This is a genomic window from Psychrobacter okhotskensis, assembly GCF_965638355.1.
In the GTDB taxonomy this organism is placed as follows: Bacteria; Pseudomonadota; Gammaproteobacteria; order Pseudomonadales; family Moraxellaceae; genus Psychrobacter; species Psychrobacter okhotskensis.
The window spans coordinates 2,636,396-2,663,302 of record NZ_OZ281822.1; the positions used below are offsets into that span (position 1 = coordinate 2,636,396).

The 26,907-nt window shown below is 43.6% G+C and carries 23 protein-coding genes and 1 pseudogene; 13 read left to right on the forward strand and 11 right to left on the reverse strand.

The window, feature by feature from the left end; genetic code table 11:
- Positions 1-164 precede the first annotated feature (164 nt).
- Both uvrA and ACSUPM_RS10915 read left to right on the forward strand, forming a co-directional pair.
- A complete protein-coding gene (gene uvrA, locus ACSUPM_RS10910; protein WP_201606393.1) occupies positions 165-3,071 on the forward strand; it encodes an excinuclease ABC subunit UvrA in 2,907 nt (968 codons plus the stop codon).
- 605 nt (positions 3,072-3,676) lie between these two features.
- Complete coding sequence (locus tag ACSUPM_RS10915) at positions 3,677-4,219, forward strand: tetratricopeptide repeat protein (protein WP_201606394.1); 543 nt, start codon at positions 3,677-3,679, stop codon at positions 4,217-4,219.
- 376 nt (positions 4,220-4,595) lie between these two features.
- Here the strand turns inward: ACSUPM_RS10915 and ACSUPM_RS10920 are convergent.
- Positions 4,596-5,761, reverse strand: a protein-coding gene (locus ACSUPM_RS10920; RefSeq protein WP_101210724.1) for an IS3 family transposase whose coding sequence is annotated in 2 segments (ribosomal slippage) — positions 4,596-5,503 and positions 5,503-5,761 — 1,167 coding nt in all. Because the reading frame shifts where the segments join, the coding sequence is not laid out codon by codon here.
- Positions 5,762-5,800: 39 nt separating this feature from the next.
- On the opposite strand from ACSUPM_RS10920, the gene ACSUPM_RS10925 reads away from it, so the two are divergent.
- A complete protein-coding gene (locus ACSUPM_RS10925) occupies positions 5,801-6,193 on the forward strand; it encodes an REP-associated tyrosine transposase (protein WP_436879935.1) in 393 nt (130 codons plus the stop codon).
- 441 nt (positions 6,194-6,634) lie between these two features.
- Here the strand turns inward: ACSUPM_RS10925 and ACSUPM_RS10930 are convergent, their stop codons facing one another.
- Positions 6,635-7,489, reverse strand: a complete 855-nt coding sequence (locus tag ACSUPM_RS10930; protein ID WP_436879936.1) for a M48 family metallopeptidase — start codon at positions 7,487-7,489, stop codon at positions 6,635-6,637.
- 335 nt (positions 7,490-7,824) lie between these two features.
- Positions 7,825-8,106: a DUF503 domain-containing protein gene (locus tag ACSUPM_RS10935; RefSeq protein WP_436879937.1), complete on the reverse strand. Its 282-nt coding sequence runs from the start codon at positions 8,104-8,106 to the stop codon at positions 7,825-7,827.
- 163 nt (positions 8,107-8,269) lie between these two features.
- Here ACSUPM_RS10935 and ACSUPM_RS10940 point away from each other — a divergent pair, with 163 nt between their 5' ends.
- From ACSUPM_RS10940 to gorA, 3 genes are all read left to right on the forward strand, one after another.
- Positions 8,270-9,085, forward strand: a complete 816-nt coding sequence (locus tag ACSUPM_RS10940; protein WP_173238897.1) for a threonine/serine ThrE exporter family protein — start codon at positions 8,270-8,272, stop codon at positions 9,083-9,085.
- Position 9,086: 1 nt separating this feature from the next.
- Complete coding sequence (locus ACSUPM_RS10945; RefSeq protein ID WP_101212447.1) at positions 9,087-9,539, forward strand: threonine/serine exporter family protein; 453 nt, start codon at positions 9,087-9,089, stop codon at positions 9,537-9,539.
- A 201-nt stretch (positions 9,540-9,740) separates the two neighbouring features.
- The gene (gene gorA / locus ACSUPM_RS10950; protein ID WP_025652626.1) at positions 9,741-11,096 is read left to right on the forward strand and encodes a glutathione-disulfide reductase; all 1,356 of its coding nucleotides are present in this window, start codon (positions 9,741-9,743) and stop codon (positions 11,094-11,096) included.
- A gap of 127 nt (positions 11,097-11,223) precedes the next feature.
- Here gorA and ACSUPM_RS10955 read toward each other — a convergent pair.
- The 3 genes and pseudogenes from ACSUPM_RS10955 to ACSUPM_RS10965 form a co-directional block, all read right to left on the reverse strand.
- Positions 11,224-12,494: pseudogene (locus ACSUPM_RS10955) on the reverse strand (IS256 family transposase).
- Positions 12,495-12,586: 92 nt separating this feature from the next.
- Entirely contained in the window at positions 12,587-13,669 is a 1,083-nt protein-coding gene (locus ACSUPM_RS10960; protein ID WP_201606398.1) for an XAC2610-related protein, read from the reverse strand.
- 143 nt (positions 13,670-13,812) lie between these two features.
- Positions 13,813-14,181: a hypothetical protein gene (locus tag ACSUPM_RS10965; protein WP_201569936.1), complete on the reverse strand. Its 369-nt coding sequence runs from the start codon at positions 14,179-14,181 to the stop codon at positions 13,813-13,815.
- Between the two features lie 427 nt (positions 14,182-14,608).
- Here ACSUPM_RS10965 and ACSUPM_RS10970 point away from each other — a divergent pair, with 427 nt between their 5' ends.
- Entirely contained in the window at positions 14,609-14,770 is a 162-nt protein-coding gene (locus ACSUPM_RS10970) for a hypothetical protein (RefSeq protein WP_227674769.1), read from the forward strand.
- 29 nt (positions 14,771-14,799) lie between these two features.
- Here the strand turns inward: ACSUPM_RS10970 and ACSUPM_RS10975 are convergent, their stop codons facing one another.
- Both ACSUPM_RS10975 and ACSUPM_RS10980 read right to left on the reverse strand, forming a co-directional pair.
- Positions 14,800-15,441 carry a GNAT family N-acetyltransferase gene (locus ACSUPM_RS10975; protein ID WP_037025398.1) on the reverse strand — a complete coding sequence of 214 codons (642 nt, stop codon included), beginning with the start codon at positions 15,439-15,441 and terminating at the stop codon, positions 14,800-14,802.
- Positions 15,442-15,534: 93 nt separating this feature from the next.
- A complete protein-coding gene (locus ACSUPM_RS10980; protein WP_436879938.1) occupies positions 15,535-17,172 on the reverse strand; it encodes an FAD-dependent oxidoreductase in 1,638 nt (545 codons plus the stop codon).
- 452 nt (positions 17,173-17,624) lie between these two features.
- On the opposite strand from ACSUPM_RS10980, the gene truD reads away from it, so the two are divergent.
- Complete coding sequence (gene truD, locus ACSUPM_RS10985) at positions 17,625-18,851, forward strand: tRNA pseudouridine(13) synthase TruD (RefSeq protein WP_436879940.1); 1,227 nt, start codon at positions 17,625-17,627, stop codon at positions 18,849-18,851.
- Positions 18,852-18,869: 18 nt separating this feature from the next.
- Here the strand turns inward: truD and ACSUPM_RS10990 are convergent, their stop codons facing one another.
- The gene (locus ACSUPM_RS10990) at positions 18,870-20,318 is read right to left on the reverse strand and encodes a diguanylate cyclase (RefSeq protein ID WP_436879941.1); all 1,449 of its coding nucleotides are present in this window, start codon (positions 20,316-20,318) and stop codon (positions 18,870-18,872) included.
- A gap of 241 nt (positions 20,319-20,559) precedes the next feature.
- Positions 20,560-21,441 carry a PHP domain-containing protein gene (locus tag ACSUPM_RS10995; RefSeq protein WP_025652474.1) on the reverse strand — a complete coding sequence of 294 codons (882 nt, stop codon included), beginning with the start codon at positions 21,439-21,441 and terminating at the stop codon, positions 20,560-20,562.
- A 171-nt stretch (positions 21,442-21,612) separates the two neighbouring features.
- Here ACSUPM_RS10995 and ispZ point away from each other — a divergent pair, with 171 nt between their 5' ends.
- From ispZ to mnmD, 4 genes are all read left to right on the forward strand, one after another.
- Entirely contained in the window at positions 21,613-22,164 is a 552-nt protein-coding gene (ispZ, locus tag ACSUPM_RS11000; protein WP_436879942.1) for a septation protein IspZ, read from the forward strand.
- Between the two features lie 177 nt (positions 22,165-22,341).
- Complete coding sequence (locus ACSUPM_RS11005) at positions 22,342-22,671, forward strand: YciI family protein (protein ID WP_101212422.1); 330 nt, start codon at positions 22,342-22,344, stop codon at positions 22,669-22,671.
- Between the two features lie 80 nt (positions 22,672-22,751).
- Complete coding sequence (locus ACSUPM_RS11010) at positions 22,752-23,123, forward strand: hypothetical protein (RefSeq protein WP_227674771.1); 372 nt, start codon at positions 22,752-22,754, stop codon at positions 23,121-23,123.
- Positions 23,124-23,458: 335 nt separating this feature from the next.
- Complete coding sequence (gene mnmD / locus ACSUPM_RS11015; RefSeq protein ID WP_436879944.1) at positions 23,459-25,498, forward strand: tRNA (5-methylaminomethyl-2-thiouridine)(34)-methyltransferase MnmD; 2,040 nt, start codon at positions 23,459-23,461, stop codon at positions 25,496-25,498.
- A gap of 50 nt (positions 25,499-25,548) precedes the next feature.
- Here the strand turns inward: mnmD and yiaA are convergent, their stop codons facing one another.
- Positions 25,549-26,115, reverse strand: coding sequence for an inner membrane protein YiaA (yiaA, locus tag ACSUPM_RS11020; protein ID WP_201575919.1), 567 nt, complete (start codon positions 26,113-26,115; stop codon positions 25,549-25,551).
- A gap of 171 nt (positions 26,116-26,286) precedes the next feature.
- On the opposite strand from yiaA, the gene ACSUPM_RS11025 reads away from it, so the two are divergent.
- Positions 26,287-26,904, forward strand: a complete 618-nt coding sequence (locus tag ACSUPM_RS11025; protein ID WP_101212414.1) for a hypothetical protein — start codon at positions 26,287-26,289, stop codon at positions 26,902-26,904.
- Positions 26,905-26,907 lie beyond the last annotated feature (3 nt).

Below are 26,907 nucleotides of genomic sequence, written 5' to 3' on the forward strand. Positions count from 1 at the left end.
AAAATCAGATATTAATAAAAATCAGAATTTCTGTAGAAATGCTCATTGTACAAAAGCAACAACCCATTTAAAACCATGATCTAGCCAGTGACATAACCAGTCTTTCTTAACATTATATATACTCATTTCGAATACCATTTTAGCAAATAGGAAACCTATCACCGATGGCACATGACCATATTGCAATACGCGGCGCACGTACGCACAATCTAAAAAATATCGATTTAGACATTCCACGCGATAAATTTGTGGTAATCACCGGTTTATCAGGTTCTGGTAAATCTTCATTGGCGTTTGATACGCTTTATGCTGAAGGGCAACGCCGTTATGTTGAAAGTCTTTCCGCTTATGCACGTCAGTTCCTCTCGCAAATGGAAAAACCAGATGTCGATAGTATCGAGGGCTTATCGCCAGCGATTGCTATCGAGCAAAAATCAACCAACCATAACCCGCGCTCAACGGTTGGGACGATTACCGAGATTTATGACTATTTGCGTCTGCTCTATGCGCGCATTGGTACACCGTTTTGCCCTGAGCATGGCGAGCCAATGGTTGCGCAGTCGGTGACCGAAATGGTCGACCAAGTGATGGCGTTGCCGGACGACACTAAACTGATGATACTGGCGCCAGTCATTCGTGAGCGTAAAGGCGAACATACGGTTTTGCTTGAGCAATTGATTGGGCAAGGCTTTGTGCGCGTACGCGTCGATGGCGATGTTTACGATACCGACGAGCTACCAACGCTCGATAAAAAGAAAAAGCATACGATTGAAGTCGTCGTTGACCGCTTTAAAGTCCGTGATGACTTAGGCAACCGTGTCGCTGAAAGTTTGGAGACGGCTCTACGTTTAGGCCAAGGTTTGGTGACGCTACACTTTATGGATGGCAATCCAAAAGAAGGCGGCGATGAAAACCAAGTCATGTCAGCCAAGCATTCTTGCCCTGTTTGTGATCGCGCCGTGTCTGAGCTTGAGCCGCGCATGTTCAGTTTTAACAATCCGTATGGCGCTTGCCCAAGCTGTGATGGTCTCGGTAAACGTCAGTATTTCTCAGCCGAGAAGCTGATTACTCATCATGAAAAATCCCTCAATCAAGGGGCGATTAACGGTTGGGATAAGCGCCACGCCTATTACTTTGGCCTGCTCTCTACCGTCTGCAATCATTTCAAAATTGATATGGATGCACCGTGGCAAGACCTGCCAAAAGCGCAGCAAGATCTCATCATGCAGGGCTCTGGCAAAGAAAAGTTAACTTTTAACTTTACCGATGAGCGCGGTCGTAAAACCAATAAAACCGTACCATTTGAAGGCGTGCTACCTTATCTAGAGCGTCGTTATGCCAAAACGCAGAGCAATCTTGTGCGTGACGAGCTGGCTAAATATTTAGCTGATACCACTTGTAACGTCTGTGATGGTGCTCGACTAAATGAGATATCACGCAATGTCCGCGTTGATGATCAAACCATCGCCCAAATCGTTAAGCTGTCTATCGGTGATGCTGCTGACTATTATAAAACGCTAAAGATTGGCGGTCATAAAGGCGAAGTCGCGGAAAAAATCTTTAAAGAGATTAACGAGCGCTTAAACTTCCTTGTCAGTGTCGGTCTTGATTATCTATCACTCGCCCGCTCTGCCGAAACCTTATCAGGCGGTGAAGCGCAACGTATTCGTCTTGCCAGCCAAATTGGCGCGGGTCTGATGGGCGTGATGTATGTCCTTGATGAACCATCAATCGGTCTGCATCAGCGCGATAATGATCGCTTATTAAAAACTCTAACGCGCTTGCGTGATTTGGGCAATACGGTGTTGGTCGTTGAGCATGATGAAGATGCCATTCGCCAAGCGGATCACGTCATCGATATCGGTGTCGGCGCGGGCGTACATGGCGGTCATATCATCGCTCAAGGTACGGTCGATGACATCATGGCCAATAAAGAATCACTAACTGGACAATATATGTCTGGTAAGAAAAAAATTGAGATTCCAAGCATTCGTCATAAAGCCAAAACTATCGATATGGAAGTTAAAGGGAAAGCTAAGCCGAAAAAAGTCCCTATGACTATTGAGCTAAAAGGCGCATCCGGCAACAACTTACACGACGTTGATTTGACCCTGCCAATCGGAATTATGACTTGTATCACTGGCGTCTCGGGTTCTGGTAAATCAACTTTGATTAACCGTACCTTAATGCCACTTGCGGCCACCCAGTTAAATAATGCGTCAACACTCATCGCTGATAAGCATGACAGCATCACTGGTTTTGAGCATTTGGACAAAATGGTCGATATCGACCAAAGTCCGATTGGTCGTACGCCGCGCTCAAACCCAGCGACGTATACCGGTGTCTTTACGCCAGTTCGTGAGATGTTTGCGCAAACGCAAGAAGCACGCGCCCGTGGTTACAAAGCCGGTCGCTTTAGCTTTAACGTCAAAGGCGGACGCTGTGAGATGTGTCAGGGTGATGGTCTTATCAAAGTTGAGATGCACTTTTTGCCTGACATGTATGTGCCGTGTGATACCTGTGAAGGCAAACGCTATAACCGCGAGACGTTAGAGATTCATTATAAAGGCAAAAGCATTGCCGACGTGCTCGATATGACCGTCGAAGATGCGACTGAGTTCTTCTCTGCCATTCCAGCGATTTATCGTCGTCTGCAAGCGTTGATGGATGTCGGTCTTGGCTATATCCGTTTGGGTCAATCTGCGCCAACGCTATCAGGTGGTGAAGCCCAACGTGTTAAACTAGCACGTGAGCTTGCCAAGCGTGATACCGGACAGACGCTGTATATCTTGGATGAGCCTACCACTGGTTTGCATTTCCATGATATCGATAAGTTGCTGCATATCCTGCATACCTTACGCGATAAAGGCAATACTATCGTGGTCATCGAGCACAATCTTGACGTCATCAAAACCGCCGATTGGGTAATTGATCTTGGCCCTGAAGGTGGCAAAGGTGGTGGACTGATTATCGCGGAAGGTACACCTGAAGAAGTGGCAGAAGTGAAAGGCTCGTATACGGGTGAGTTTTTGAAGCCGATGCTTCAGCAAGCAATGAAAGAAGTGAGCTAATACAAGTTAGTTAGTTAGTTAATTAATTAATTATTGATAAAAGGCTACTCTTTATGGAGTGGCCTTTTTTATGTATAGTAAGTCTGCTATAAAAGAGATACGTTCAAAATAACGTCCTGCTGGTATCAATTCTCCTCGCTTGCTATGCGCTCCGCACTCCAGAGGCTTAGAAAAATTCATCCCAGCAGCATTGTATCCTTTTTAAGTTGGATAGACTGTACATAGCTACTTACTCAATAAAAACCTGCCTACGAGTATTTAAAATAAAACCCTCAATAATATCAATTAATTCATGAGTATAAGCACTCTCAATTCTCACATCATCAAAATTATTTATAGATAAATCCTCATTAGTGTTAATAAGCTTAAAGAATCTGGTGTAAATACGAAACTCAAGGTTTATGAGACGATGCCGCATCTATTTCCTCTTTTCGCAGGCTAGATAAAAGATGCTAAAGTAGATTTTGATGATGCGACTCGGGCGCTTAGACGGTTGTAGTATAGTTTTGAGAGTTTTTATTATTGAATATAGTTGTTCTGTGTCGTAAGCTTTACCTATGTACTCTTTTATTTGCATTCAGCACTTTTTATAATTATGGAAAAAAATGAAATTACTAATATCCTTATGCCTCACTTTTTGCTTACTACCTGTCTTTGCTTTCGCAAATGATTTTGATGATGCTGTAAATTACGTATCTGAAGAGAATTTTGAACAAGCTTTAGTTTTTTTTAAGAAAGAAGCAGACAGAGGAAATACAATGGCTCAAACTATAGTTGGAACATTTTACTTGAAAGGTTTAAGTGTAGAACAGGATTCTCATCGAGCAGTAAAGTGGCTAAAAAAAGCAGCAAAAAATAATGTCGATGCTCAAGCTCAATTAGGAAGAATATACCAGAATGGTATTGGGAACATAGAGATAGATCATAAGAAATCTGCATACTGGTATCGCAAAGAATTAAACTCGTATGAGGAAATAGCTCAAAAAGGAAACGTTGACATGCAGTTTCATACTGGTTTTAAGTATTATTATGGAATACCTGCAGTTGGTATAGAGCCAAACAAGAAGAAAGCAAAAGAATATTTTGATCTAGCTTGTAATAATGGCGATCAAAGAAGTTGTGATTTTGAGGAAGTTATTGTTGAATGAGGTTATTAATTTCACTCATCTACTTCAAAGCTCGTAGGTTGGGTTGACGAAGGAAACCCAACTATCCATATTCATCAAAACTATCTCGTTGGGTCTCATCCTTCGACACCAACCTACAATCTAAACGCGGAATCACCTATAATCCGTAGGTTGGCGTGGAGCTTGTGACACCCAACAAAATTAAGTAATATCAGCTATCAATTATCATTTGCAGAATAGCATGCAGTATCGAAGGCACTATCAAAAGGGAGCAACCTACTTTTTCACTATCAACCTAGCTGATAGGTCTAGCGATTTGCTAGTCAAAAAAATTGTAACACTTAGACACTCTGACCCCTGCCGTCAAATCCGTACAGTTAAACTTGGGAGATTTTAGTTACGCCGCTTGACGATAATAGTCAAACCACACCTGTCTTGGCGATTTATAGCCTAAACCCTTTTGAATTCTCGTTTGGTTGTAGTACAACTCGATATATCTAATGATATCGGTAATAGCGGCAAATCTGGTCTTATAGTCCTGATGATATACCAGCTCATTCTTTAATACACCCCAGAAGCTCTCTATGGGTGCGTTGTCATAACAATTACCTTTGCCACTCATTGAGCCTATAAACTGATGCTGTTTAATAATCTTATGATACGCATGGCTACAATACTGACTGCCTCTGTCAGAGTGAACAATTAGTCCCTTGCTTGGTCTCTTATTCTTAATTGCCATGTTCAATGCTTTGCAAACTAAGTCAGCGGTCATACGTTTGTTGATGGCATAGCCAACCAGCTCTTTGGTATACAAGTCTTTAACGCCTGCTAAGTACAGCCAGCCCTCGGTTGTCCAGATATAGGTGATATCACTGACCCATGCTTCGTTAGGGCGGTTGACGTCAAACTGCTGATCGAGCACGTTGTCATAGACCAGCTTGTTGTGGTTTGAGTCGGTAGTAACTTTAAAACGCTTATGACGACGGCATTTGATACCGTGTTCTTCCTTGATGCTTCTGACCATGTATGGGCTGATATCATATCCTTGCTCATTTAGATGCGCATGCAGACGCTCAAAGCCGTAGCGCTCCTTTGTTTCACTGTGTGCCGCTTTGATTAGTAGCTCAGACTGGTTACGATGTATCTGCTGAGCGCTGATGTCACGACCCAGCCAGTCGTAGTAACTTGAGGGTCTAATATGTAGTACACGGCACATGCTACTGATGCGAAAGAGTTGCTGGTTGTCTTTAACAAAGGCGTACTTTACTAGCTGTGTTTGGCGAAGTACGCCGTCGCCTTTTTTAGAATTTCGCGCTCCTCTTCGGCAACTTTCAGCTGTCGCTTGAGGCGCTTATTCTCTTCTAGCACGGCCATTAGCTGTGGGTCATATTGCTCAGTCCCTGCAAGCTTGCCTTGAGTGGCTTTGTTTTGCCAGTTAGATAGCGTTTGCATGGCTATGCCAAGCTGCTTTGCAGTCGCTGAAATATTACCCTTATTGTCTGCTATCTTCTTAATAGCTTCGGCTTTAAATTCATCGCTGTAGGTTCTTACTTTCTTGACCATGGTAAACTCCTCTTTGAGTCGTTAGTTTACCAAGTTTAATTGTACGGTTTCTTCAGCATAGCTCACTCCTTCAAACTCGTTAAACAAAAACCTCCCTTTCATATTGATGCTATCGTTATTTTACCAGACCATTTGCATATGTTATGTACTATGCCAAACAATGATGCAGACTTCTCTAAACGTATCAAACTAATCAAATATTACTTTTCTTATCATATTGCTAAAACAGAATATATTTCAAATAGCAGACTTAAAAAAAGCGAGCGCGGTATTTGGCAACGTCGATTTTGGGAGCATTGCATTCGCGATGAAGCAGACTATCGAGCACATATTGATTATATTCCCGCTATTAAAAAATCAGCAACCCTATTAAACATGAGTATGTTAAACAACTCAAAGACTGGCAATATTCCTCATTTCATCGATTTGTGAAGGATGGTTTACTTCCTATTGATTGGGGCTGTTGAGAATGTTCTTTTAATATTTAGATGTTGGGTGTCGCAAACTCCACCCAACCTACCATTTAGTTTATGAAGGTCGCCTTGAGATGCGGTTTAGCCCCGATTGTAGCGGTTATCCTGCTCAATTGAACGAGTTGCGAGGACTAGGTTTTGGCTTGGCTACGCGGAGCAAGAGACAGGACAAACCGTAGCCCTCGCCTCGTATCAGTGAGTAGATATGAGCGGAAAGCGGGATTGGCTCCAATATTTAGCTGTTGAATCTCGTACCTCGCCGCTAACCTACTCGACACCCAATATCCAGACGTCGCATAAAGTCCAAACCAACCACTTTTCGATATTTCTTCGCAAAAAAAAGGTAAGTCTTTTGACTTACCTTTTTTGATAACATTTACTTTTGAGAGTATTTACTGAGTTATTTACGTTTAATGGTTCTAGTAGTTACCCCAGTAGTTGCCCCACTAGTTGCGTTAGTAGGTGCTTTAGCAGCCGCTTGATAAACTGGTGTAACCTCAGGTAAGAGTGCCTGGATTTTAGCGATACGCTGCCCAGAGTTTGGATGCGTAGACATCAAAGTAGCTATGGTGTTGCTACGACCATTGGCGGCCTCCATTTTTTGCCATACTGCAACGGCAGCTTCTGGATTGTAGCCTGCCTGCGCCATCAAGCGTAGGCCACCAGCATCGGCTTGTGATTCTTGGCTACGAGAAAACGGCTTATCAAGTCCGTAGTCACTAATCAAACCCAACGCATCATCACTCAAACCTGTTTTTGCCTGTAGTTCGGCACCACCTAACTGCAGCGCTAAGCCTGTCAGAATTTTTTGCCCAGCATCTTTTTTACTGTGCTCAGATAACGCATGGGTCATTTCGTGTCCCATGATCGCAGCGATCTCTGCATCCGTTAACTGTAACTTCTCTACAATACCGGTGTAAAAAGCCATCTTACCACCCGGCATTGCCCAAGCATTTAATTCAGGTGAACGTAGAACAGTGATCTGCCAATCAAAAGGGACGCCTGTCGTATTAGCGCGAACGGCGTAGGGCTTCATACGATTAAAGACTCTTTTCACTCGGATGGCGGTGGTAGACGTATTATCTACTGCGCCTTGACTATTAGCACTAGAAACCACTTGAGAGTAATTTTTAGCCGCATCGGCATTCATGCTATTGGTATCGTACCCTGACATATCAGCTATCGTAGTACAGCCTACTAAAGTAGTAATCGTCGTAAGCAATAGAGCATTTTTTACTTTATTAAAAGTTGTCATTAGACGTCCTAGTTGAGAAATATAATTAAGGTGATTGGCTAAAATAAAAGTAATGCGTTGATAAACTTAAAATCCCACTATCAAAATTTATATCATGCAATCCGCGCACTGAAAGCAATATATAATTAATAATGTGACTAAAATGTAAATGAGGTGTAAGTAATGTGTCTAAATTACCGAGTGGGAGATTATCATGATATAAAACAAAAGTCTATTAAATTTGTAGTCTATTGTTTGTTCGTTGTCTTAAGCTTTACCGACCTACCTTTGAAACATACAACTTTATCATTTTAAATAGAATCTCTACTCAGAGAGTATTCTGCAATAAAGCCAATCTACATAAACTCTCTCTCAACATTCATCACCCGCGCATCTACGGTCCGCTCTATCTTCTCCTCAATTTGACTGCATTGCGACTCGACTTCACGTTTAGACAGCCCAACGATCACAAACGTCCACTCACTGGCGTCATGCCGATCACGCTCACCGCTTTCACATACCGCGACGCTTGGCGTATTACCAAAGCGTGCATGCAAGCCGCCCATGCATTGGCGTTTTTCTTTGAGTGAACTACAACCGGGTAGAGAAAAGGTCAAAGTTAGAATGACGATATGCATTTTATTCTCCTTGCGACAGTGGTTTACGCTTTATAATAGTAGCAAATAAGCACGGCAAGTTATGCTATCGTTACCTTGCCGTATCGATACCTCATAACGACTCACACTGTTTATACTAATACCATTCATAAAAATCATAATAGCCAATATGCGTACTCGCCCAATGACTTCTATCAGCTACGTACAGCAACAGCGCATTACTCGATTATGCGTGCGCTGCGGACTACTCCTTATGCAATATGGTGCCGAGTCTGCCGTAGTGGTGGACTTGTCTAAACGTTTGGGATTCGCTTTGGGAATGAGTAGCGTAGAATGTTCGCTGAATTTTAATGCCATCACCTTGACGACCATCTGTAATGAACGCTGTATCACCACCACCAGAGACACGATTAATCAGAGCATCAATGTCAATTTATTGGTACAAATCCAGCAAATTATCAATAAAACCGAAGCCAATACAAATAGCGAAAAGCTAGATAACCATAAACTGAAGTCTGAGCTGACTGACCGCACCACCCTTGCGTTTGATGAATTAGATAAAACGGTTTATCCAACATGGCTGGTGGGCATATTTGTTGGTGCATCTTGTGCCGCGTTTGCTAATCTTAATGGCGGTAGTTGGTCGATTACCGCGGTGACCTTTGTCGCTGGTATGGTCGCGATGTTCACTCGCATTTATTTGGCCAAGCAGCATTTCAATCCTTTTATCACCGTCATCGTGACGGCTTTTATCGCCTCTTTAATTGGGGCGACGACTTACTATTTTGATATTGGTAATAATGCAGATATTGCCGTTGCCTCTAGCGTGCTCTTACTAGTTCCAAGCTTTCCTTTAATCAATTCTTTCTCAGACATCTTAAAGGGCTATGTCAATATCGGCATTGGACGTGCCGTTTTTACTTATATGCTAACCTTGTCAGCGTGCGTTGGCATTGTGATGGCGCTGGTTTTACTACAAATACAGCACTGGGGATTTTGACATGTGGTTCATTGAAACCGTTGCGCTGTCGTGTATTATTACCCTTGGTTGGACGCTGATGTTTAGCGTCCCCAAACGCTATATCCTTCCATGTTTGCTGATGACCGCCTTTGGCTTTGGACTAAAAACAGCGCTGGTCTATCAGCACATCCATCTGGTGGTAGCCAGCTTTTTTGGGGCGATGCTTGCCAGCTTTTTAGGCGTGTATTTTTCTAAAAAATATACCTTACCGCCCAAAGCGTTAATCTCGCCAAGCGTCATCTGTATGATGCCCGGTATCGCTGCTTATAAGGCGATGGTCAGTATGGTACAGATTGGCTATTTTGGCTTTTCCGACGAATTATTTAGCCAAATGATGGTGTATTTGTTTGAGGCCTTATTTGTGACTTCAGGATTGGTGCTAGGCTTATCCATTCCTGGGCTGTTATTTTATAGACGGCGCGCTATTGTTTAGATGGGCTTATAAGGTGTTAGGCTATTTTTGCCTAAATATTTTTATAGCGTGGTGCTAGCTGGCACATCTTCATAAGCAAAACCTTGTAAGATTCATTATCATACCCATTACAATAGAGTTAAAAATAACAGAATTAAAAAATAATAGACTGCAAAATTGTACCAATACGCATCAATACGTACTAAATAAAGAGACTTAACTATGACCAAACATTATGACTATATTTCCATTGGTGGCGGTAGCGGTGGCATTGCTTCAATCAACCGAGCGGCAAGCTATGGCAAAAAATGCGCCATCATCGAAGCGGAGCAATTAGGCGGCACCTGCGTAAACTGGGGCTGCGTGCCCAAAAAGGTGATGTGGTATGGCGCACAAGTGGCCGAAGCTATCGAAAAGTATGCGCCAGACTATGGTTTTGACGTTGAGTTAAAAGGCTTTGACTTTCAAAAGCTGGTCAATAGTCGTCAACAATATATCCAAAACATTCATCGCTCTTATGATAATAATTTGGCAAAGAACGGCGTTGAAGTGATAAAAGGCTTTGCCAAATTCGTCGATACCAATACGGTCGAGGTCAATGGCGAACATATCACCGCTGACCATATTTTGATCGCGACGGGTGGTCATCCTATCTTCCCTGATATCAAAGGCGCGGAACACGGTATTGATTCTGATGGGTTTTTTAGATTAAATCATTTGCCAAAACGCGTGGCTATCGTCGGGGCAGGATATATCGCGGTTGAGATCGCTGGCGTGCTCAACAGTCTGGGCGCTGAGGTACATCTGTATGTGCGTCAACATTCGCCGCTACGCTCGTTTGACCATACTATCGTAGAAGCGTTATTGATAGAGATGGAGCAAGATGGTATTCAATTGCATACTGAAACGACGCTGACGGAAGTCAATAAAAACGACGATGGCAGTTTAGAACTCTTTACCAAAGATGGTGCGCTTGATACCGTTGATTGTTTGATTTGGGCGATAGGTCGTGCGCCTTCGACGGACAATATCAATTTGGATGTTACGGGTGTGGAAACGACTGATAATGGCAAAATCAAGGTCGATAAATTCCAAAATACTAATGTCGATGGTATTTATGCGGTCGGTGATATTATCGAAAACAGTATTGATTTGACACCCGTCGCTATCGCAGCAGGTCGCCGCCTATCAGAGCGTTTGTTTAATGATAAGACAGACGAGCATTTGGTTTATGACTTGGTACCAACGGTTATCTTTACTCACCCCCCTATCGGCACGATTGGTTTGTCTGAGATTGACGCGGTTGAGCAGTATGGTAAAGACAATATCAAATGCTACACCTCGAGCTTTACCTCGATGTACAGCGCGGTAACTCAGCATCGCCAAAAATGCGTGATGAAGCTCGTTTGCTTGGGCGATGATGAAAAAGTCATCGGTTTGCATGGCATAGGTTTTGGTGTCGATGAGATGATTCAAGGCTTTGCGGTAGCGATAAAAATGGGCGCGACGAAAGCAGACTTTGATAATACGGTTGCCATTCATCCAACTGGCTCGGAAGAGTTTGTGACCATGCGTTAATGTCGCGTTGATATATGCGTTAGTTTTATAGGGTGTGTAAGTAGAGGGGCTATTCTTGAGAGAGTAGCCTTTTTTGCTAGGTTTGAGGACTATCTCGAGCCCATCCCGAATTCTGTGTAACTGCCATTTAGATTAAGTGCTTACTAATACGATCATCAAACATAATCATAAAGCGATTTAAAGCAGACGTCCAGTTACGGATGGGCATCGACCACTTTTTGGATGCCTGCTGGGTGGCTAAGTACACCACTTTGAATGCTGCCTGATCAGAGGGGAACACCTTACGCTTATTCACCGCCGTCCGAATCACACTGTTCAGTGACTCAATAGCATTGGTGGTATATATGACTTTTCTGATGTCTTTAGGGTAATTAAAGAACACCGTTAAGCCCTCCCAGTTATTGCGCCAAGACTTAACCACATGCGGGTACTCAGTGCCCCATACCTCATCAAAGTGTTCAAGGTTAGCCTCTGCTATCTCAAGCGTATCAGCGCCGTAGATAGCCTTTAGATCAGCCGCTACTGCCTTTTTATTTGTCCAAGGTACAAACTTCATCGAATAGCGCACCATGTGTACGATACACAGCTGAACCTGAGCGTTGGGATAAACGGTATTGATGGCATCAGGGAAGCCCTTTAAACCATCGACACAGGCAATGAGGATATCTTGCACCCCGCGGTTTTGTAGTTCAGTGAGTACACCCAGCCAGAACTTAGCGCCCTCATTCTCTGATAGCCACATACCAAGCAGCTCTTTTTTACCATCAAGTCCCACGCCTAGTGCCAGATAGATAGCCTTGTTGATAATCTGTTTATCTTGACGTATCTTCACGACAATACAGTCTAGATAGACGATAGGATAGACACTGCTTAACGGCCGGTTCTGCCAAGCGGTGATGTCCTCTAAGATGTTGTCAGTGACTCTTGAAACCAGGGTGCTTGAGATGTCGACATCGTAGAGCTCTTTGATACTCTCTACAATCTCAGTGGTGGTTTGACCCTTGGCGTAAAGGAATATGATCTTGTCATCAAGGCCGCTAATACGGGTTTGATGCTTACGCACCCACGCGAGCACAGCTCTTGTCTTGCGCTCGGGCGAAGCAGTGCTTCGCTATTTCCTCGCTCAGGTTCAAAGTCGCCATCACGGTCTCTTGGGGTGGATATCTCAAGATCGCCTGTGTCACTGCGGACGGTCTTTTTAGTATGCCCATTGCGTTTATTTGGCTTATCTGCTTTCTCATGCTTAGGGTAGCCAAGATGGTCTTCCATCTCAGCTTCTAGGGCGGTATCAATAAACGATTGCATGAGCTGCTTTTGGAAGTCTTTGATGTCATCGAAGCTGTTCATACTACTAGCCATCTGCTCGGCCAGTTTCTTAATGTCAGTTTGCTTGGTCATTGCTTATTCTCCTGTTATGGGATTATAAGCAGTTACACAGTTTTTAGGAAACTCCCACTATCTCTCACTTTAACGAATTATTTCGATATTCTTTATCTCACCCTTACATTTTTGAAATGAGTAACTTCATCCAAATTGCCTTGCACACTATTAGGTTGCGACTTTAACAGCACTGTCTGGTTAGGTAGCTTTACCGTGATGCCTTGGTTATTGATTTTATAGAGCACAGGTCTGTTGGTGAAGCTCAGTGTCTTCGTTGTTTTATCATAGTCAAACTGTCCTTCATAAAGCAGCTCAATTCTGTCTTCTTTATTTGCAAAAGCATAATATAATTGCTCGCTGCCATCTTTATACTGACTATCAATCACCAGTTTTTTGCCATTATCTACAATAAGGGTATAAATATAAGGTAGTGTGCCCGCTGCCTTCTGATCATCATATTGCGGTAGCATTTCATAATTCTCGACCTTCATTTTGCCATTGACCCTTTTGCTTTCAGTAATAGATAGCAGGCTTCTTGAGTTATATTCTTCCTCAATAATACGCACCGCTACTGGCTTATTATTGATGACCTTAAACTCTTTAAACTGATGCCATGCTGCGCCACTCTTAGTCATCGTGTTTAAGGTTTTACTGTCTTTATCTATGCCAAAAAATCCGCAATAGCCTTGCGCTAGTTCAGTAAAACCTTCGCTAAGCACGAACCTGCTCCCTTGCTTGAGATAAACCTGATAAGAAGGCCCGCCGTAACAGCCGTAGCGACCATCTTGCAGTGCTAAGTCTTTTTTATTATCAAAATTAAAGTCATCGTATATGAGCACGCTATGCTCGCCATAATGCCTATTGGCAATATTAGCGCTAACTTTGTTGCCTAGTTGGTACGCTTCACTATTGCTCAGCTCATACTCTATATCAATATCAGTTGGCTGGCTGATAAGGGTTTGCTTGGTTTTGGCATCTATAATATTTATACTAGTGTTTTCTTCACTATCCTCATCGGCGCTAGTCTGAATAACCGCATAGTAATCGTCAGAAAAATCCTGAATCTGATAGTGCTGATTTGAGGTTTGAGCCAAAGCTGGCAATGTTGACATAAAAATAAGCGCACCGGTCATTATCGTCGTTGCTCTGAATCCTCTTTTAAACAAGCCTTTAGATAGAATACTGCTAGTCATCGGATAGTCCTTATTCGCTTATTTTTTATTATCATAGGTCTTATAGAACAATATAAACCACTCATCAGCTATTGTTAAGTACAAAAAAAGGCGCTACTTAAGCGCCCTGTTTATATCATTACTTTTAACAGCTTTATAAGCCGCTATTGAGTCAATACCCAAGTGCCATTAACATCATTAACTTTAAAGGTACCACTATCTGTACGGCTTTTACCACCGATAGTTTGCGTGACGTCAGCAGTGCACAAATAAGTGTTGTCACCTTCGGTAGTATCGCAGCTTACGTTTTCTACTTTTTCAAGCGTTGGCATCATCCCTTCCATCATGCCGCTCATGGCTTTTGCCATCTCATCATTGCCCGCATTTGCCATAGCATCATCCATCATACTGTTGGCCTTATCATACTGAGCTTGGATAAGTGCCTCTACATCGCTTTCAGAAGGACCACTAGAGCAAGCCGCGAATAATGGCGTGAGAAGTAGTATCAGCGCGAGTCTTTTTAGGTTTTTCATATCGTTCTCAATATATCTATAATGTTATTTAATTATACAGATTCCTTTCTATAAACCCAACTTAATTTTAGAAAATAAAGTTGGGTTTATTCGTGAGTGGTTTTTATAGTCAAAATATCCTAGGGCGTGTCTTCAATTCACTCGATAGTCATCTAAATGGGCTAAAAATGCGACGCTATTGCTGATATTGATTTCTTGTAGCCTCTGTCTGTACAGGCACAGCAAGCAAGAAAAATTGATATGAGCAGTGCACGATTTATCGATATTACTGTTCACTCATTATACATTTCGATAAGATGAAAAGATTAAAGTATGCCGCATACAGACAGTCCATTATCGATGCTGTTATGATGATAGTATCAATAATAGTTGCGAGATGGCTGTGTGGCAAATCTACCTTTATATATTACCCATAGGCTTAGGGATTATGACATTAGCAGCAAGCTTATTATGCCTGTTTGCTTACTTAATGTCTGATGACAATGCCACACGCTTGCCCGCTTTTAATTGGTTTAAGCGCTTAATTGTCGTGGCATTTATCTTGCTTAGTATTGGGCTGTTTATGACCTTTGGGCATTTTTGGGGTTAACTCAAGTTTGATGTAGATAAAACTCACTTTTATGCGTTAACAATTTTCTCCAGTTCTAATAACTCTAAGTCCTGACGTTTGGGCTCGCCATTATTACCATCGTCTGGAAACGGCATTTTATTACCGTTTAGCTGATAGCCACGGCGCTGATAATAAGCCAATAGCTCAGGGCGATGGCTCAATATAGACATGGTCAGACGACTTGGCTGCTGATTATTTTGCTGATCACTTGATGACAAATGTCTTCCTGCGAAAGTCTCTGCCGCTTGTAGAATTATATTACCCACGCCCTGCCCTTGCAGCTGTGGATGTACCGCAAACATGCCGATATACGCTTTATTCTTACTGTCAGTGCTATTAAGGTCACTCTTATTTGTATCAGCATTAACTTTTATATCGACCGCAATACAACCCAATAGCTCACCAGTCTCCTCTCCATCGCGTTCGCCCGTTATGGTTTTTGGGTACACGAACAGATAGTGTTTTGGATTGGCGATGATGCTCGCCAGCTCAGCTTGAGTAATACGGATACCACCGACCAAATCTGCTTCATTGGTCCAGCCTTCCGTCTGCCGATAGCAGCGATTTAGCAGTTGTTCCAGTGCCTCAATATCATCGGTTTCTGCTTGGCGTAAAAATACTGATGTGCTATTCAAGTGGTTTTTATTCATAAAATTGGTTTTCCTTTTCCATCAACATAATATAAAAGGCTGACCCAAATCAATAGGCCAGCCTTTATAGTAAACCTTAAAACCTTCTAAATGCTAGCGCGATAACGCCTGCGCTTGTTCGATAAGGTTAAACCCTGCATTGATTTGTGCGCGTGTTGGTGCATGACCACGGCGCAGTAATTCAGAAAAGGCGACTAATTCCTTATCACGTCCTAACGTACTGGCTGCACTCGCGCGCGTATCTTCTCCATCATCGTCAAAATAATACTCGATATAATCAAGCGTATCTGGCGAACCAAACAAGATGTTGTTATCAGGCGTCGCCGCGTGTCCACTATAACGCAGACTTTTGCCGTATTGTGCCGTCCAAAAGAAAGGAATACGCTCTTCTAGCGAGTTGACATCGTCTTGATTTAAGATAGCGGCAGCGGTCACGATGCCGTGTTGTAGCGCCACCCGCCAATGCTCAATACGCATACGCCCCATTTGGTTGGTCGCTTTAGCAATATCACCGAGCGCATAGACGCCATCACGCAGTTGTAGATGCTCATCCACTTGCACGCCATCTGGCGCGTTTACCTCATTTAATAGCTCGGTACGTGGGGCGACACCTGTACCTAAAATGACCACCTCTGCTGCCAGCGTACTGCCATCTGACAGTTTTACGCCGCTGACTTTACTACCTTCTCCAGTGATTTTATCAACACCCGCGCCAAATGCGAAAGTCACCCCTTTTTCTTCATGAAGTTTGATGAGCGCATTACTCACTGTTTCTGAGACGATATTACTCATGACGCGGCGGCTGCGACCAACGATAGTAATAGAGGCAGTCGTGCCCGCATCTGCCAATGCGGAAGCCACTTCCATCCCAATAAAACCCGTACCAACGATGACCACATGCTTATTATCACTGGCGGCCTTGATGTCTTTGGCATCATCCATACTGCGTAGCGTATAGACACCATCCAGCTCAGCACCTTTAAAAGGTGGTATCTTAGGCTCAGCACCTGTCGCGACGACTAAGAAGTCTGCTGTGTGCTGCTCACTATTGCCTTTTTCGTCGGTTATGACGATGGTGCGCTCATTAGGCAATACTTCGCTGACAGTTTGGTTTAAGCGTAGCTCGATATTATTTTTACTGGCCCACTCGCTGCCGCCAAGCAATAACTTATCTGCACTTAGTTGCCCTGCCAAAAATGCTTTGGATAATAAAGGACGGTTGTAAGGGGCTGTATCATCTTTACTGATTAAGGTAATCTTGCCGCCATAACCTGTATGACGCAACTGATTGGCGGTCATAAAGCCTGCGCCACCGCCCCCAACAATAATGGTATGCGTATCTGTCATTTTATCATTAGCAACACTATTATCTATCTTCGCTGAGGGATTGACAATTAGGCTATCGCCCTCATCTGTCAGCTCATATTGAGTCAGGCCGCGCATAGCAACAGGCTCTAAGAGCGAGCCATCGCGACTGTCAAAACTGCCATGGTGCCAAGGACAGACCACGCGATTGCCACAGCGCATACCGTCACCGAGATCTGCACCAACATGAGGGCATTTGCCATCAAAAGCAAAAAACTCATCCTCATCACGGGTGATTAAAATGATACTATCGTCTTTTTGCTTATATGACTTCATGCCGCCACTTGGGATGTCAGACTTATTAATAGTCACTAGATTTTTGGCAGCGATTTTATTATTGGCTTGGTTATCACTAACTTGGCTCATAGGTCATCCTTAACAGTTATAATTGTTTACTGAATAAAACGCGTTTGAGATATTCGATACACTTTAAAAAATACAGGTTTACTAGGGCGTGTCCTCAATTCAATTGATCATATCTAAACGGGCTAAAAATGGCTAAATTTTGCCAAACATCGTTAAATAGCTGGTTAATATCCCGATATTATCTGCGCTATTTTCCTTGTTTGACTGCAATTTATCTCATTTTTATCACCATTTTTAAAATGAGGACACGCCCTAAGAATTACTATATTTAAAAAAGCAGATTCATTGATAGTAGCAAGCCCAGTTAGCGTACGCTGTTTATTTGTATGTTTACTGCGTTGCAAAACGTAACTTTTTAACCTTCACTAACCTTCCGAATCCTTTTGCTAGTCTTTAATACGTCGCTTTACTCTCCCAATCTAAAACCTATCATTAAAATAAAAGATAACTTTATGACTTCTCAAAATCAAGACAACCAGAACGAAATGACCGTTAATTCTACTTCTCAACCTGACTCAGACAGTAAGCCATCTAATAATGAACAGCTTGATATCACTAGTGTCGATATCGAAGCCGCGACGGATACTGCGCAATTACCACAGCCAAACTTGCCACCTATCAAACAAGCGACTTACAAGACACATAATACAGATTTCGTCGTCAATGAAATATTGCCGTTAGAGTTTACAGGCGAGGGCGAGCATCTATGGTTGCATATTCAAAAGTCTGGCATCAATACGGCTTATTTGGCCAAGTTGTTGTCAGAATGGGCGGATATCCCGCTACGTGATGTGGGTTACTCAGGGCTCAAAGATCGTCAGGCGCTGACGACGCAGTGGTTTAGCCTGCGGATACCAAAAAAGCAATTGCCAGAGTCTGAGTTTGTGCCGATAGATATTAGCGACAACGAGTCGGTCATTATCCTCGCCCAACACTGGCATAATAAAAAGCTCAATCGTGGTACGCATAGGGCCAATCAATTTATCATCACCTTGCGTGATATTGAATTGGCAAGTGACGATAAGTCGTCTGTAGAACAGCATTTAGCCCATATAAGCATAACGGGCGTGCCCAATTATTTTGGTCCACAGCGTTTTGGATGGAATGGTAATAATATTAGAGAAGCATTGTCGCTGTTTGCGCGTCCAGCGCCAGACAATAGACCACAGCCAAAAAAGAGCAAACGTAAACGTGCGCCGCGAGAGCAAAACTCTATGGAGTTCTCCGCTGCTCGTAGCCTGATATTTAATGAGATACTTGCAGCGCGAGTGCGTGATGGTAGCTGGAATACTGGACTGACAGGAGAAGTGTTCAATCTTGATGGATCAGGATCTATATTTGCCGCTGAGCAGCTGGACGATACATTACGCGCGCGCCTTGCTAGTGGCGATATTCATCCAACCGCAGTGATGTGGGGTACAAGCAACGACAAGGTGACCAGCGCAGCGGCTGACATCGAAAACGATACCGTTCAGCACAGTGTTTTATTATTACAACTGGCAACAGGTCTGGAGCAACGTGAAATTAAAGCGCAAAGGCGAGCGCTACGTTTGCCGATAGAAGCATTAACATGGCGCTGGATGGATGAGCAGACTTTGGTGTTAGATTTCACCCTAACTACAGGAAGCTTTGCCACTAGCGTATTGGCAAGTCTAGTACAGAACTTACAGAGCGCTTAAAACGATTATAAAGACCGCTTAAACCTGATAACTCGGCCGCGTCATAGCCTGTACGTCAATCAGCTCATTAGCGCTTACGACCTGATTGCGATTACGTGCTTTGGCTACATAGAGAGCTTCATCAGCTAGGTTGATGAGGCATTGACAAACGCGATCCGGTAAAAGTTGTGCCTCTGTCGCCTGCACTGTTTTGGTACTTCTCAACCTAAATAACGGTACTGTATGACGATTTTGAGGGGTTACCTGCGTTGTCGCCTCTGCAAATTCTTGCTTAATACGATCTCGTTCTGCCGCGCTAAACGTATATAACCCTAGACTGGCGGTGACTTGAAAACTTGGCTTATTACAGGTTTGTACCACATGACTACTAATATTATCTCGCAGGGTCTCAGCGATAGCCATCGCTTCTTTATGAGCCGTATCAGGCAGCACAATCAAAAACTCCTCACCACCATAGCGACTGACGATCGCCTCCTCTGTCAAAGACTGTAATAACGTCTGCGCCACCTCAAACAAAACCTGATCACCGATATCGTGTCCATAATTGTCATTGACCTCTTTAAACCAATCTAAATCCAATAAAATGACACTAAAATCTTGATCCTCGTCCACTGTCATGAGCGCCTGCTGCATTTGTGTCAGGCCATAACGGCGGTTTTTGAGCTTGGTTAACTCGTCTTGATTGGCATGTAACAAGATCTCGTTTTTACTATCATCCAATATCAATAACAGGGTACGAAACATATATACGATAAAAACGGCTTTGGGCAGGGCTAAATACACATGAGTTGAGCGCCAAAAGAGCGTTGACGATTGTTGTAAGGCACTAACACTGTCCCAGCCTAGCGCTGTATTTTTAAAGATGGCAGCGGCAACCATGTTCTCGACCGCCATGACTTCGTTATAAGTTAGATAACTTGGGCTATCAAGAATGGGGTAGATCACTGTTAACTGGCGCAAATTGGGCAAATCGATACCGAAATAAGGCGCTACAATAGCCAACAAAATCAGTAAAACCTGCAGCAAAAACACCCGCCACGCATAACGCCGCTTGATCAGCACCATGCCTAACATGGCACCGCCAACCAACGATACTCCCGCAAACAAACTGCTGTAGCCTATCATCACGACGACCACGGCAATGTAAAGGGTATAAGGCACAATTAACATAATTTGCCATCTATCCAAGTCTTTACAGTTGTTTCTAGTACGAGATAAGTAGCCGACCAGCCACCAAGAAAACAACCCCATTACTGTCACTCCCAACCATAATGGGTATAACAGATGGATATTGACATAATCATCGAGCGCATCTCGAAAGCACCAAACCATCAAGCACCACAGCCAATGGGTGGAGACTTCTATCACCACAAATAAGGCCAGCAGCGACGCCCTATCGGCCGCCTGCCATTCAAAAATAACTCGGGAGAGTCTTTTATAGCCTAGATGAGATATCTTTACAGCCATAATTGGGCTACCGCAGGTAGTATAAAGTTAGTAAGCTCAAATTAAAAAACAGTTCTCTTTGCCTTAAGCTTACTCTGAATAGCGCGTTTAGTCTGATAATTTTTACTTTATTTATAGCGTTGCTGTACTGGCTAATATACTAGGGTATATCCTCATAAAATGAGGGTTCAGTTTAAAAAATAATCATTTGTTGATCAAGTAGTTGAATCATACTTATCGATTATTTATAACGATTTTTAAATTAAGACAAAGTCGCAAAAGACTGCCAAATACCTTGCTGTTCAGGGTGCAATACTGGTACATCACCTATACGTCGCCACGGCATATTACTACCATGGAAGTCACTCCCTATCGAGGTAACGAGCTGGTGCTCGGCTATGCTGCGATCCACCATTCTACGAGTACTAATCGGCTCACTATTGGCAGGCAGCTCACAAGCATCGCCGCCCAACTGAGCGAACTCTTCGATAAGCTTACGTACTCGTGTCGCCGAGAGCTGATAGCGCGTTGGGTGCGCCAGTACTGCTTTGCCGCCGCACGCATGAATCAGCTCAATCCCGTGCTGCATCGTCAATGCTTCGATTGCCACATAAGCCGGTTTATTGTCCGCCAAATACTTATCAAAGGCTTTTTGTACCGTCTTTACGTCACCGCGCTCAAACAGCACTTGACCAATATGCGCGCGTCCAACCGCTTGTGGATTGCCGCCAGCTTTATCCAGTATCGCTTGCCATAGCGTATCAAAATCAATCTCTAGCAGCGTACTGAGCTTTTCGGCGATACGCTGACCACGAGTCGCACGACTGTCTTGTAATTGCTGCAATGTTGCGTGCATTTTATCAAAATCGGTAAAATCCAATCCCAGCACATGAATGATCTTGTTGGTAGATTTGTTTTTGCCATAACCACCGCTCAGCGTATGTTCACAGCTGATTTCAACGCCGTTAATAAGCGTCATGCCGTAGCCCGTGGCGGTTGCCCTCGCCTCATCGATGCCCGCTAGGGTATCGTGGTCTGTCAATGCCAATACATCGACACCAGCCGCATGAGCACGCTGCACCACTTCCGTTGGCGCATAGGTGCCATCAGAGCAAGTACTGTGACAATGTAAATCGATTTTCATAAAAATAGCCTTAAGGTTTTGAATATGGTAATGCTCATGAGTATGGTATCAATAAAATGCAAGAAAATGGCAAAGGCAGGTCATATAAAACGATTATCGTGTTGATTGCTTTTTTTTGATGCAGTAGACGTGTAAACTACCCTATACGTTTTGTTGGACAAGCCGCACGCTATGAAAGCCCTATTAGACTTTATTCCCTTAATTGCTTTTTTTATTGTCGCCCGTACCCAAGGTATTTTGGCGGCAGCAGGCGCTTTACTGATTGCCACGATTGTTGTCTATGCTATTCACTTTATTCGCCAAAAAGGTAAATTTGATAAGCAGCAATGGGTGGTTTTATTATTGACCATCGTATTCTGTGGCGGCACGCTGTTGCTACGCGATGACATTTACTTACGCTGGAAGTCACCGATTATTAACGGCATCTTTGCCTTGACGTTATTTGTCAGTGCCGCTATCAATAAGCCGTTGATGCAGTTGGCCATGAAAGAGGTCTTTACCCTTACGCTCAGTGGTTGGAAGAAGCTAACCATTGCTTGGGCGCTGTTTTTTGCCATGATGGGTGTACTACATTATATCACGGCATTTACTATGTCAGATGAGGCTTGGATTAACTTCAAAACTTACGGCTGGATACCCATTATGTTGGTGTTCGTGGTCGCGCAGTTTGCGGTATTAAAAAAACATATCAATCCAGCGCTGACCGATAAAGCGGCTAAATAAGCACTGGTTAGGTAAATAGTCGCTAGATAAGTAAACATAAGAACAAGTCCAACACTCACCATTCGGTATGCCAGTTTATTATCTTATAATAACTGATTACTACTAAATTCTAATATTGATAATGATTAATCATTAATGATGATACGGTTTATTATTACTGTCTATTAAGGAATTATTATGTCTTTATTCGCCATTATTGGTCATGACGTTGCTAATAGCAGCGCACAGCGGCAGATCACTCGTGCTGAGCACGTCGAGCGTCTGCAAGCATTAGGACGCGAACAACGGTTAATTATCGCAGGTCCGACCCCTATTGAGCATGGTAAAAGCGAGATGTCAGGCAGCTTAATCATCGCCGACTTTGACTCACTCGAGGCAGCCCAAACATGGGCAAACGCTGAGCCCTACCTGCGCGACGGTGTATACAGTCACGTCGATATCAGACCCTTTATCCATACCTTGCCAAAGCCAGATGATAGCGCCTCAGACAAAGCAGTCAAGTCGTGAATCAGTGTGTATCCTGGTCAAAAAACCGCTACTATCAACGCAGTCTTGCTAGCGTCATGCTAATCACGGCTATGATAGCAATGACAGCGCACGCTGCGCCAACGGTCACAAATGTGAATCCTGCTACGACGGATCCGCTAGCGACAGCGCCGTTAGATGAACAGGCGGCTACCGCGCCAGCAATGACGCCAAATTCAAGCCTTGATATAAATAATACCTTGGCAGCACAGTTGCAACCTTCCAACAAGGCGCTAAACGCTGCCAATCAAGAGCTGCTCAGTCGCAATGCCCAACTACAACGACAGGTCAATGACCTGCAGACCCAAGCCAATGTGTTGGTTTATGAGAGTAAAGGTCAGCTGTTTTTATATGGCGCGTTCACGGTATTGATCAGCTTATTGGTGGGTATTTTTGTGTCTTGGTTAGTATTTGTGCGCCGCGAACGCTGGTAATAGCTGCATATCTATACTTAACGGCACTTAACGGCATTTGATGGACTTAAATTTCTCTGATGCTTCCCATATATCGTCAATCCAAAATAATATCAATACAATGAAACCGAGTGCAAGCTATACATGAGTATGGTCAGTGATGTGGATGCTGTCGTGATATTATGGTTGACATATAGTCAAACTATTCTAAAACGCGATGGTATTGCTGATATCAATTTTTTGTCGCCTCTGTCTACGCGGGCACAGCAAGCAAGAAAAATGGATATCAGCAGTGCCTGATGTGTCGATATTATTCCTCACTGACTATAGCTAAAAACGCTCCTAAGAACTTTGCCATGTCTAACGCTCAAATTAAAAATGCTGAACAGCCCAATATTATTACGCCTGCCAACATCGATTGGCAAACGGATGATACGGGCAATAGAGTGCCGGTATCAGGCGAGTTTGGTGATGTCTACTTCTCACACGCCGATGGTCTAGCAGAGTCGCGCCACGTGTTTTTAGCGCACAACCAACTGCCCGCGCGCCTCGCAAACCTTGCCCCAAAGCAATGCTTTACAATCGCTGAGTTAGGCTTTGGGACAGGACTGAATCTTTTAGCGACTTGGCAACTATGGCGACAGCTGCGTGATAAGCAGCCACACTTAGCCACTGCTCGCCTGCATTTTATAACGACAGAAAAATATCCTATTCCCCTTGCAGATTTAACGCAGATACTCACCTTGTGGGGGCAGCGCGCGCCTGAGCTTACCGAATTCATTGAGCCTCTACTAACGGCATACCCACCCCTTATCGCGGGCTGTCATCGTTTGAAGTTTTTTGAGGATAATCTGACCGTTGATATATGGCTTGGCGATGCGGCCGATAGCTTGGGCAAATTAGCAGTAGATACATCCCTTAAGCCTACGCCCTACATCGATGCTTGGTTTTTAGATGGCTTCGCCCCTTCTTGCAATAGCAGCTTATGGGCTGACGCTATCTTTGCACAAATGCAGCGTTTATCACGACCAATGACTACCGCCGCTACCTATAGCTGTGCCGGTATCGTCAAACGTGCATTGCAAGAGTGCGGCTTTCAGATTAAAAAAGTAAAGGGCTTTGGCCGTAAACGCGAAATGTTAACGGCAATCATGAGTAATCCTAAGCTCGCAGATGATAACCATAGTATAAATGGTAATGCTGCGCTACCTAGCGAGCAGAGCCATACCATCGTCATTGGTGCAGGCGTCTCTGGCCTGCTAACGGCTTGGGCGCTGGCCAATCGCGGCATTCAAGTCAGCTTACTAGACAAATCAGCACCTTTGGCAGGCGCCTCAGGCAATCCGCGTGCTCTGCTTGCACCTAAGATGACACCGCTTCATCATGTCGACGAGCATCTGCATAGCATAGGCTATCTTTACAGCAACCGGCTCTATCGCTTGCTAAATAAAACAGCTGAGAAGGAAAGCGGAGCACCCATACTGGAGCCAACTGGCGCGCTTGATTTATTAATCAAAGCCAATATCGGTACAGAGCAAATCGCTGATTATCCTGACGATATGGCAACCACACTTTCCTGTGAACAGGCACAAAACGCGAGCGGCTTAAAAGTGCAGAATTTATCAGAGAACTTGTATTTGCCCCAGTCTGGCTTAGTCAATCCGCAGGCTTTAAAAAATATCATACTCATGCATCCGCTCATCCGTTTTCAACAATTAGACGTTAATAGTATTAGCGAAGCGCAGGAGCATGTTTGTATTGAGGGCATTAACCAAGATAAAGGTTTGCTCTCTATTACCGCTGATAATGTCGTCATTTGCGCAGCTTATGAAAGCCATACGCTGGACAAGCGTATTTTTGATTGCCGTAAAATTCGCGGTCAGCTCTCGTGGTTTGTCCCAACCGCTGAGCAGTACGCGAAGCTACCCAAAATACCTTTGAAATATAGCGGTTACTGCGCCTCATTTACCGGGCAAACGGGTGATGAACAATTAAATAAGGTAATAACAGGTGCACCGCATTTATTACTGGGGGCTAGCTTTATACGCGATGACACAGCCACGGATATTCGTCATAAAGAACACAGTATTAGCCGTGAAAAACTAATCACTGCCATACCTGAACTCGCGTCCATTATTCCAACAGATATCAGTTTGTGGCAAGGACGAGCAGGCATCCGCACTCAAACACCTGATTATCATCCAATCGTTGGACAGTTAGCCCGCAGCAAACGGATGTGGCTCATGAGTGCGATGGGTGCTAAGGGTTATGCACTGGCACCCATATGCGCTGAGGCCTTGGCAGATATGATGTTAGGGTCGTTTCCACCCTTATCGACAGCGATGCTTGCGCGCCTGTCGCCAAATCGTACACGCTTGCAGACGCCGCTCATTTAAGCAATTTGAGCATAGCGAACAAATTTAGCTATACTTTTTACCTATTTTGTTTAGCTGTCTTTATCACTACTGTCCATTCTTGACTTAACCGCACCAAACAATGATTTGCCGGACTCTGATGTATTAGAGTGTTGATTAGATATTCGCGCCGTACCATTACCATCTACGTTTAACGTTGGGGCGATAAGCGTGCGAATTTGCGCTTCATCCCGAGTGTTTTTTTGAATCGTCACCGCTGCAAATAGACTCATGGTAAATGCCATCATATAAAAGCCTTTTTCGCTTAAGCTCAAACCCCCTGCATTCATGAGCCCAACGGCAATAAGAAAAATGGATACCGCCAGCGCTGCCCAACTGATTAAATAATATAAATTGGTGGTTGGAATACCCTCAGCGCGATCACGTAACGTTTTTTGCAAGCTAATCGCAGAGTATAGACCCAGTGCCAAAACGGCAAAGTAGTAGCCTTTCTCATTAAGTAGCATACTTTGTGCATTCCATAATCCCAGCAGATAGGCCAATACGCCTACCAGCATCACGGCCCAAGAGGTACCGACATAAGCAATAGTCGGCTTATAAGCTGCTAGCTGACTCTTCGTAATTGTGTCATTATCCATTATCATCCTTAACGACTTATCCATTATTATTTATTAATATAAAGTAATACTCGCCAACTAGTGTTGTCCCTTCAGGTAAAATAACACAGATGTGTTATGTTGTAATATAGAAATATTTTAAATATAGCGATACTCTTATCATCATCGTTTTTATCACGACAGAGTCTAAACATGTCTTTTTTTAGTTTACTGATTTTGCTAAGCCTGATCCTTATTGTGCCGATATTCTTTGTGATGAAAGAAAAGTCTCGACAGTTGCAAATTGATTCAACACAGCGCCATCGCGAGTATCTGGCGTCCGCGACCAAGGCCTCATTAGAGAATAATACTAAGGTGGCTACAAGTGAGGTCGCGAATGGACTTGCCGTTATTAACTTCTCATCGCAGCATCCTTTTATAAAACGGCTGTATGATGAGCGCGTACCGTCCGCTTTTCGAGCAATCATGGACGATATTGGTCAACAGTATGAAGGCACCCATCATCAGCAAATAACCGAATCACAATTATTTACTCTCAATAAATTAATAGAAACTCGGATTCCTGAATTGATTGATGACTATCTCAGCCTTGATGCAAACTATGCAAAAACCGTCATTATTGATAGTGATAAAGCAGCGACCAGCTACACCATGGTATTGGAACAATTGCGCTCTATTTTGGACTTTGCACAAAAGCTCAATACCCAAAGTCAAAGTGGCGTCGTCGATAAGCTTCTTGCCAGCCGTCGCTATTTGGATGACGTATATCAAGAGAGCGGAACGACAGCTGATATATTAAAAATAAAGTGAGAC

Bases quoted from the DNA above. Each gene is read 5' to 3' on its own strand.
- ACSUPM_RS11005 (WP_101212422.1), top strand. From the start codon at position 22,342: ATGTCTTTATTCGCCATTATTGGTCATGACGTTGCTAATAGCAGCGCA.
- ACSUPM_RS10930 (WP_436879936.1), bottom strand. From the start codon at position 7,489: ATGACAACTTTTAATAAAGTAAAAAATGCTCTATTGCTTACGACGATT.
- ispZ (WP_436879942.1), top strand. From the start codon at position 21,613: ATGAAAGCCCTATTAGACTTTATTCCCTTAATTGCTTTTTTTATTGTC.
- truD (WP_436879940.1), top strand. From the start codon at position 17,625: ATGACTTCTCAAAATCAAGACAACCAGAACGAAATGACCGTTAATTCT.
- ACSUPM_RS10980 (WP_436879938.1), bottom strand. From the start codon at position 17,172: ATGAGCCAAGTTAGTGATAACCAAGCCAATAATAAAATCGCTGCCAAA.
- mnmD (WP_436879944.1), top strand. From the start codon at position 23,459: ATGTCTAACGCTCAAATTAAAAATGCTGAACAGCCCAATATTATTACG.
- ACSUPM_RS10940 (WP_173238897.1), top strand. From the start codon at position 8,270: ATGACTTCTATCAGCTACGTACAGCAACAGCGCATTACTCGATTATGC.
- ACSUPM_RS10945 (WP_101212447.1), top strand. From the start codon at position 9,087: ATGTGGTTCATTGAAACCGTTGCGCTGTCGTGTATTATTACCCTTGGT.
- uvrA (WP_201606393.1), top strand. From the start codon at position 165: ATGGCACATGACCATATTGCAATACGCGGCGCACGTACGCACAATCTA.
- ACSUPM_RS10975 (WP_037025398.1), bottom strand. From the start codon at position 15,441: ATGAATAAAAACCACTTGAATAGCACATCAGTATTTTTACGCCAAGCA.
- ACSUPM_RS10935 (WP_436879937.1), bottom strand. From the start codon at position 8,106: ATGCATATCGTCATTCTAACTTTGACCTTTTCTCTACCCGGTTGTAGT.
- ACSUPM_RS10915 (WP_201606394.1), top strand. From the start codon at position 3,677: ATGAAATTACTAATATCCTTATGCCTCACTTTTTGCTTACTACCTGTC.
- gorA (WP_025652626.1), top strand. From the start codon at position 9,741: ATGACCAAACATTATGACTATATTTCCATTGGTGGCGGTAGCGGTGGC.
- ACSUPM_RS10990 (WP_436879941.1), bottom strand. From the start codon at position 20,318: ATGGCTGTAAAGATATCTCATCTAGGCTATAAAAGACTCTCCCGAGTT.
- ACSUPM_RS10960 (WP_201606398.1), bottom strand. From the start codon at position 13,669: ATGACTAGCAGTATTCTATCTAAAGGCTTGTTTAAAAGAGGATTCAGA.
- ACSUPM_RS10970 (WP_227674769.1), top strand. From the start codon at position 14,609: ATGACATTAGCAGCAAGCTTATTATGCCTGTTTGCTTACTTAATGTCT.
- ACSUPM_RS11025 (WP_101212414.1), top strand. From the start codon at position 26,287: ATGTCTTTTTTTAGTTTACTGATTTTGCTAAGCCTGATCCTTATTGTG.
- ACSUPM_RS11010 (WP_227674771.1), top strand. From the start codon at position 22,752: ATGACAGCGCACGCTGCGCCAACGGTCACAAATGTGAATCCTGCTACG.
- ACSUPM_RS10965 (WP_201569936.1), bottom strand. From the start codon at position 14,181: ATGAAAAACCTAAAAAGACTCGCGCTGATACTACTTCTCACGCCATTA.
- ACSUPM_RS10995 (WP_025652474.1), bottom strand. From the start codon at position 21,441: ATGAAAATCGATTTACATTGTCACAGTACTTGCTCTGATGGCACCTAT.
- yiaA (WP_201575919.1), bottom strand. From the start codon at position 26,115: ATGGATAATGACACAATTACGAAGAGTCAGCTAGCAGCTTATAAGCCG.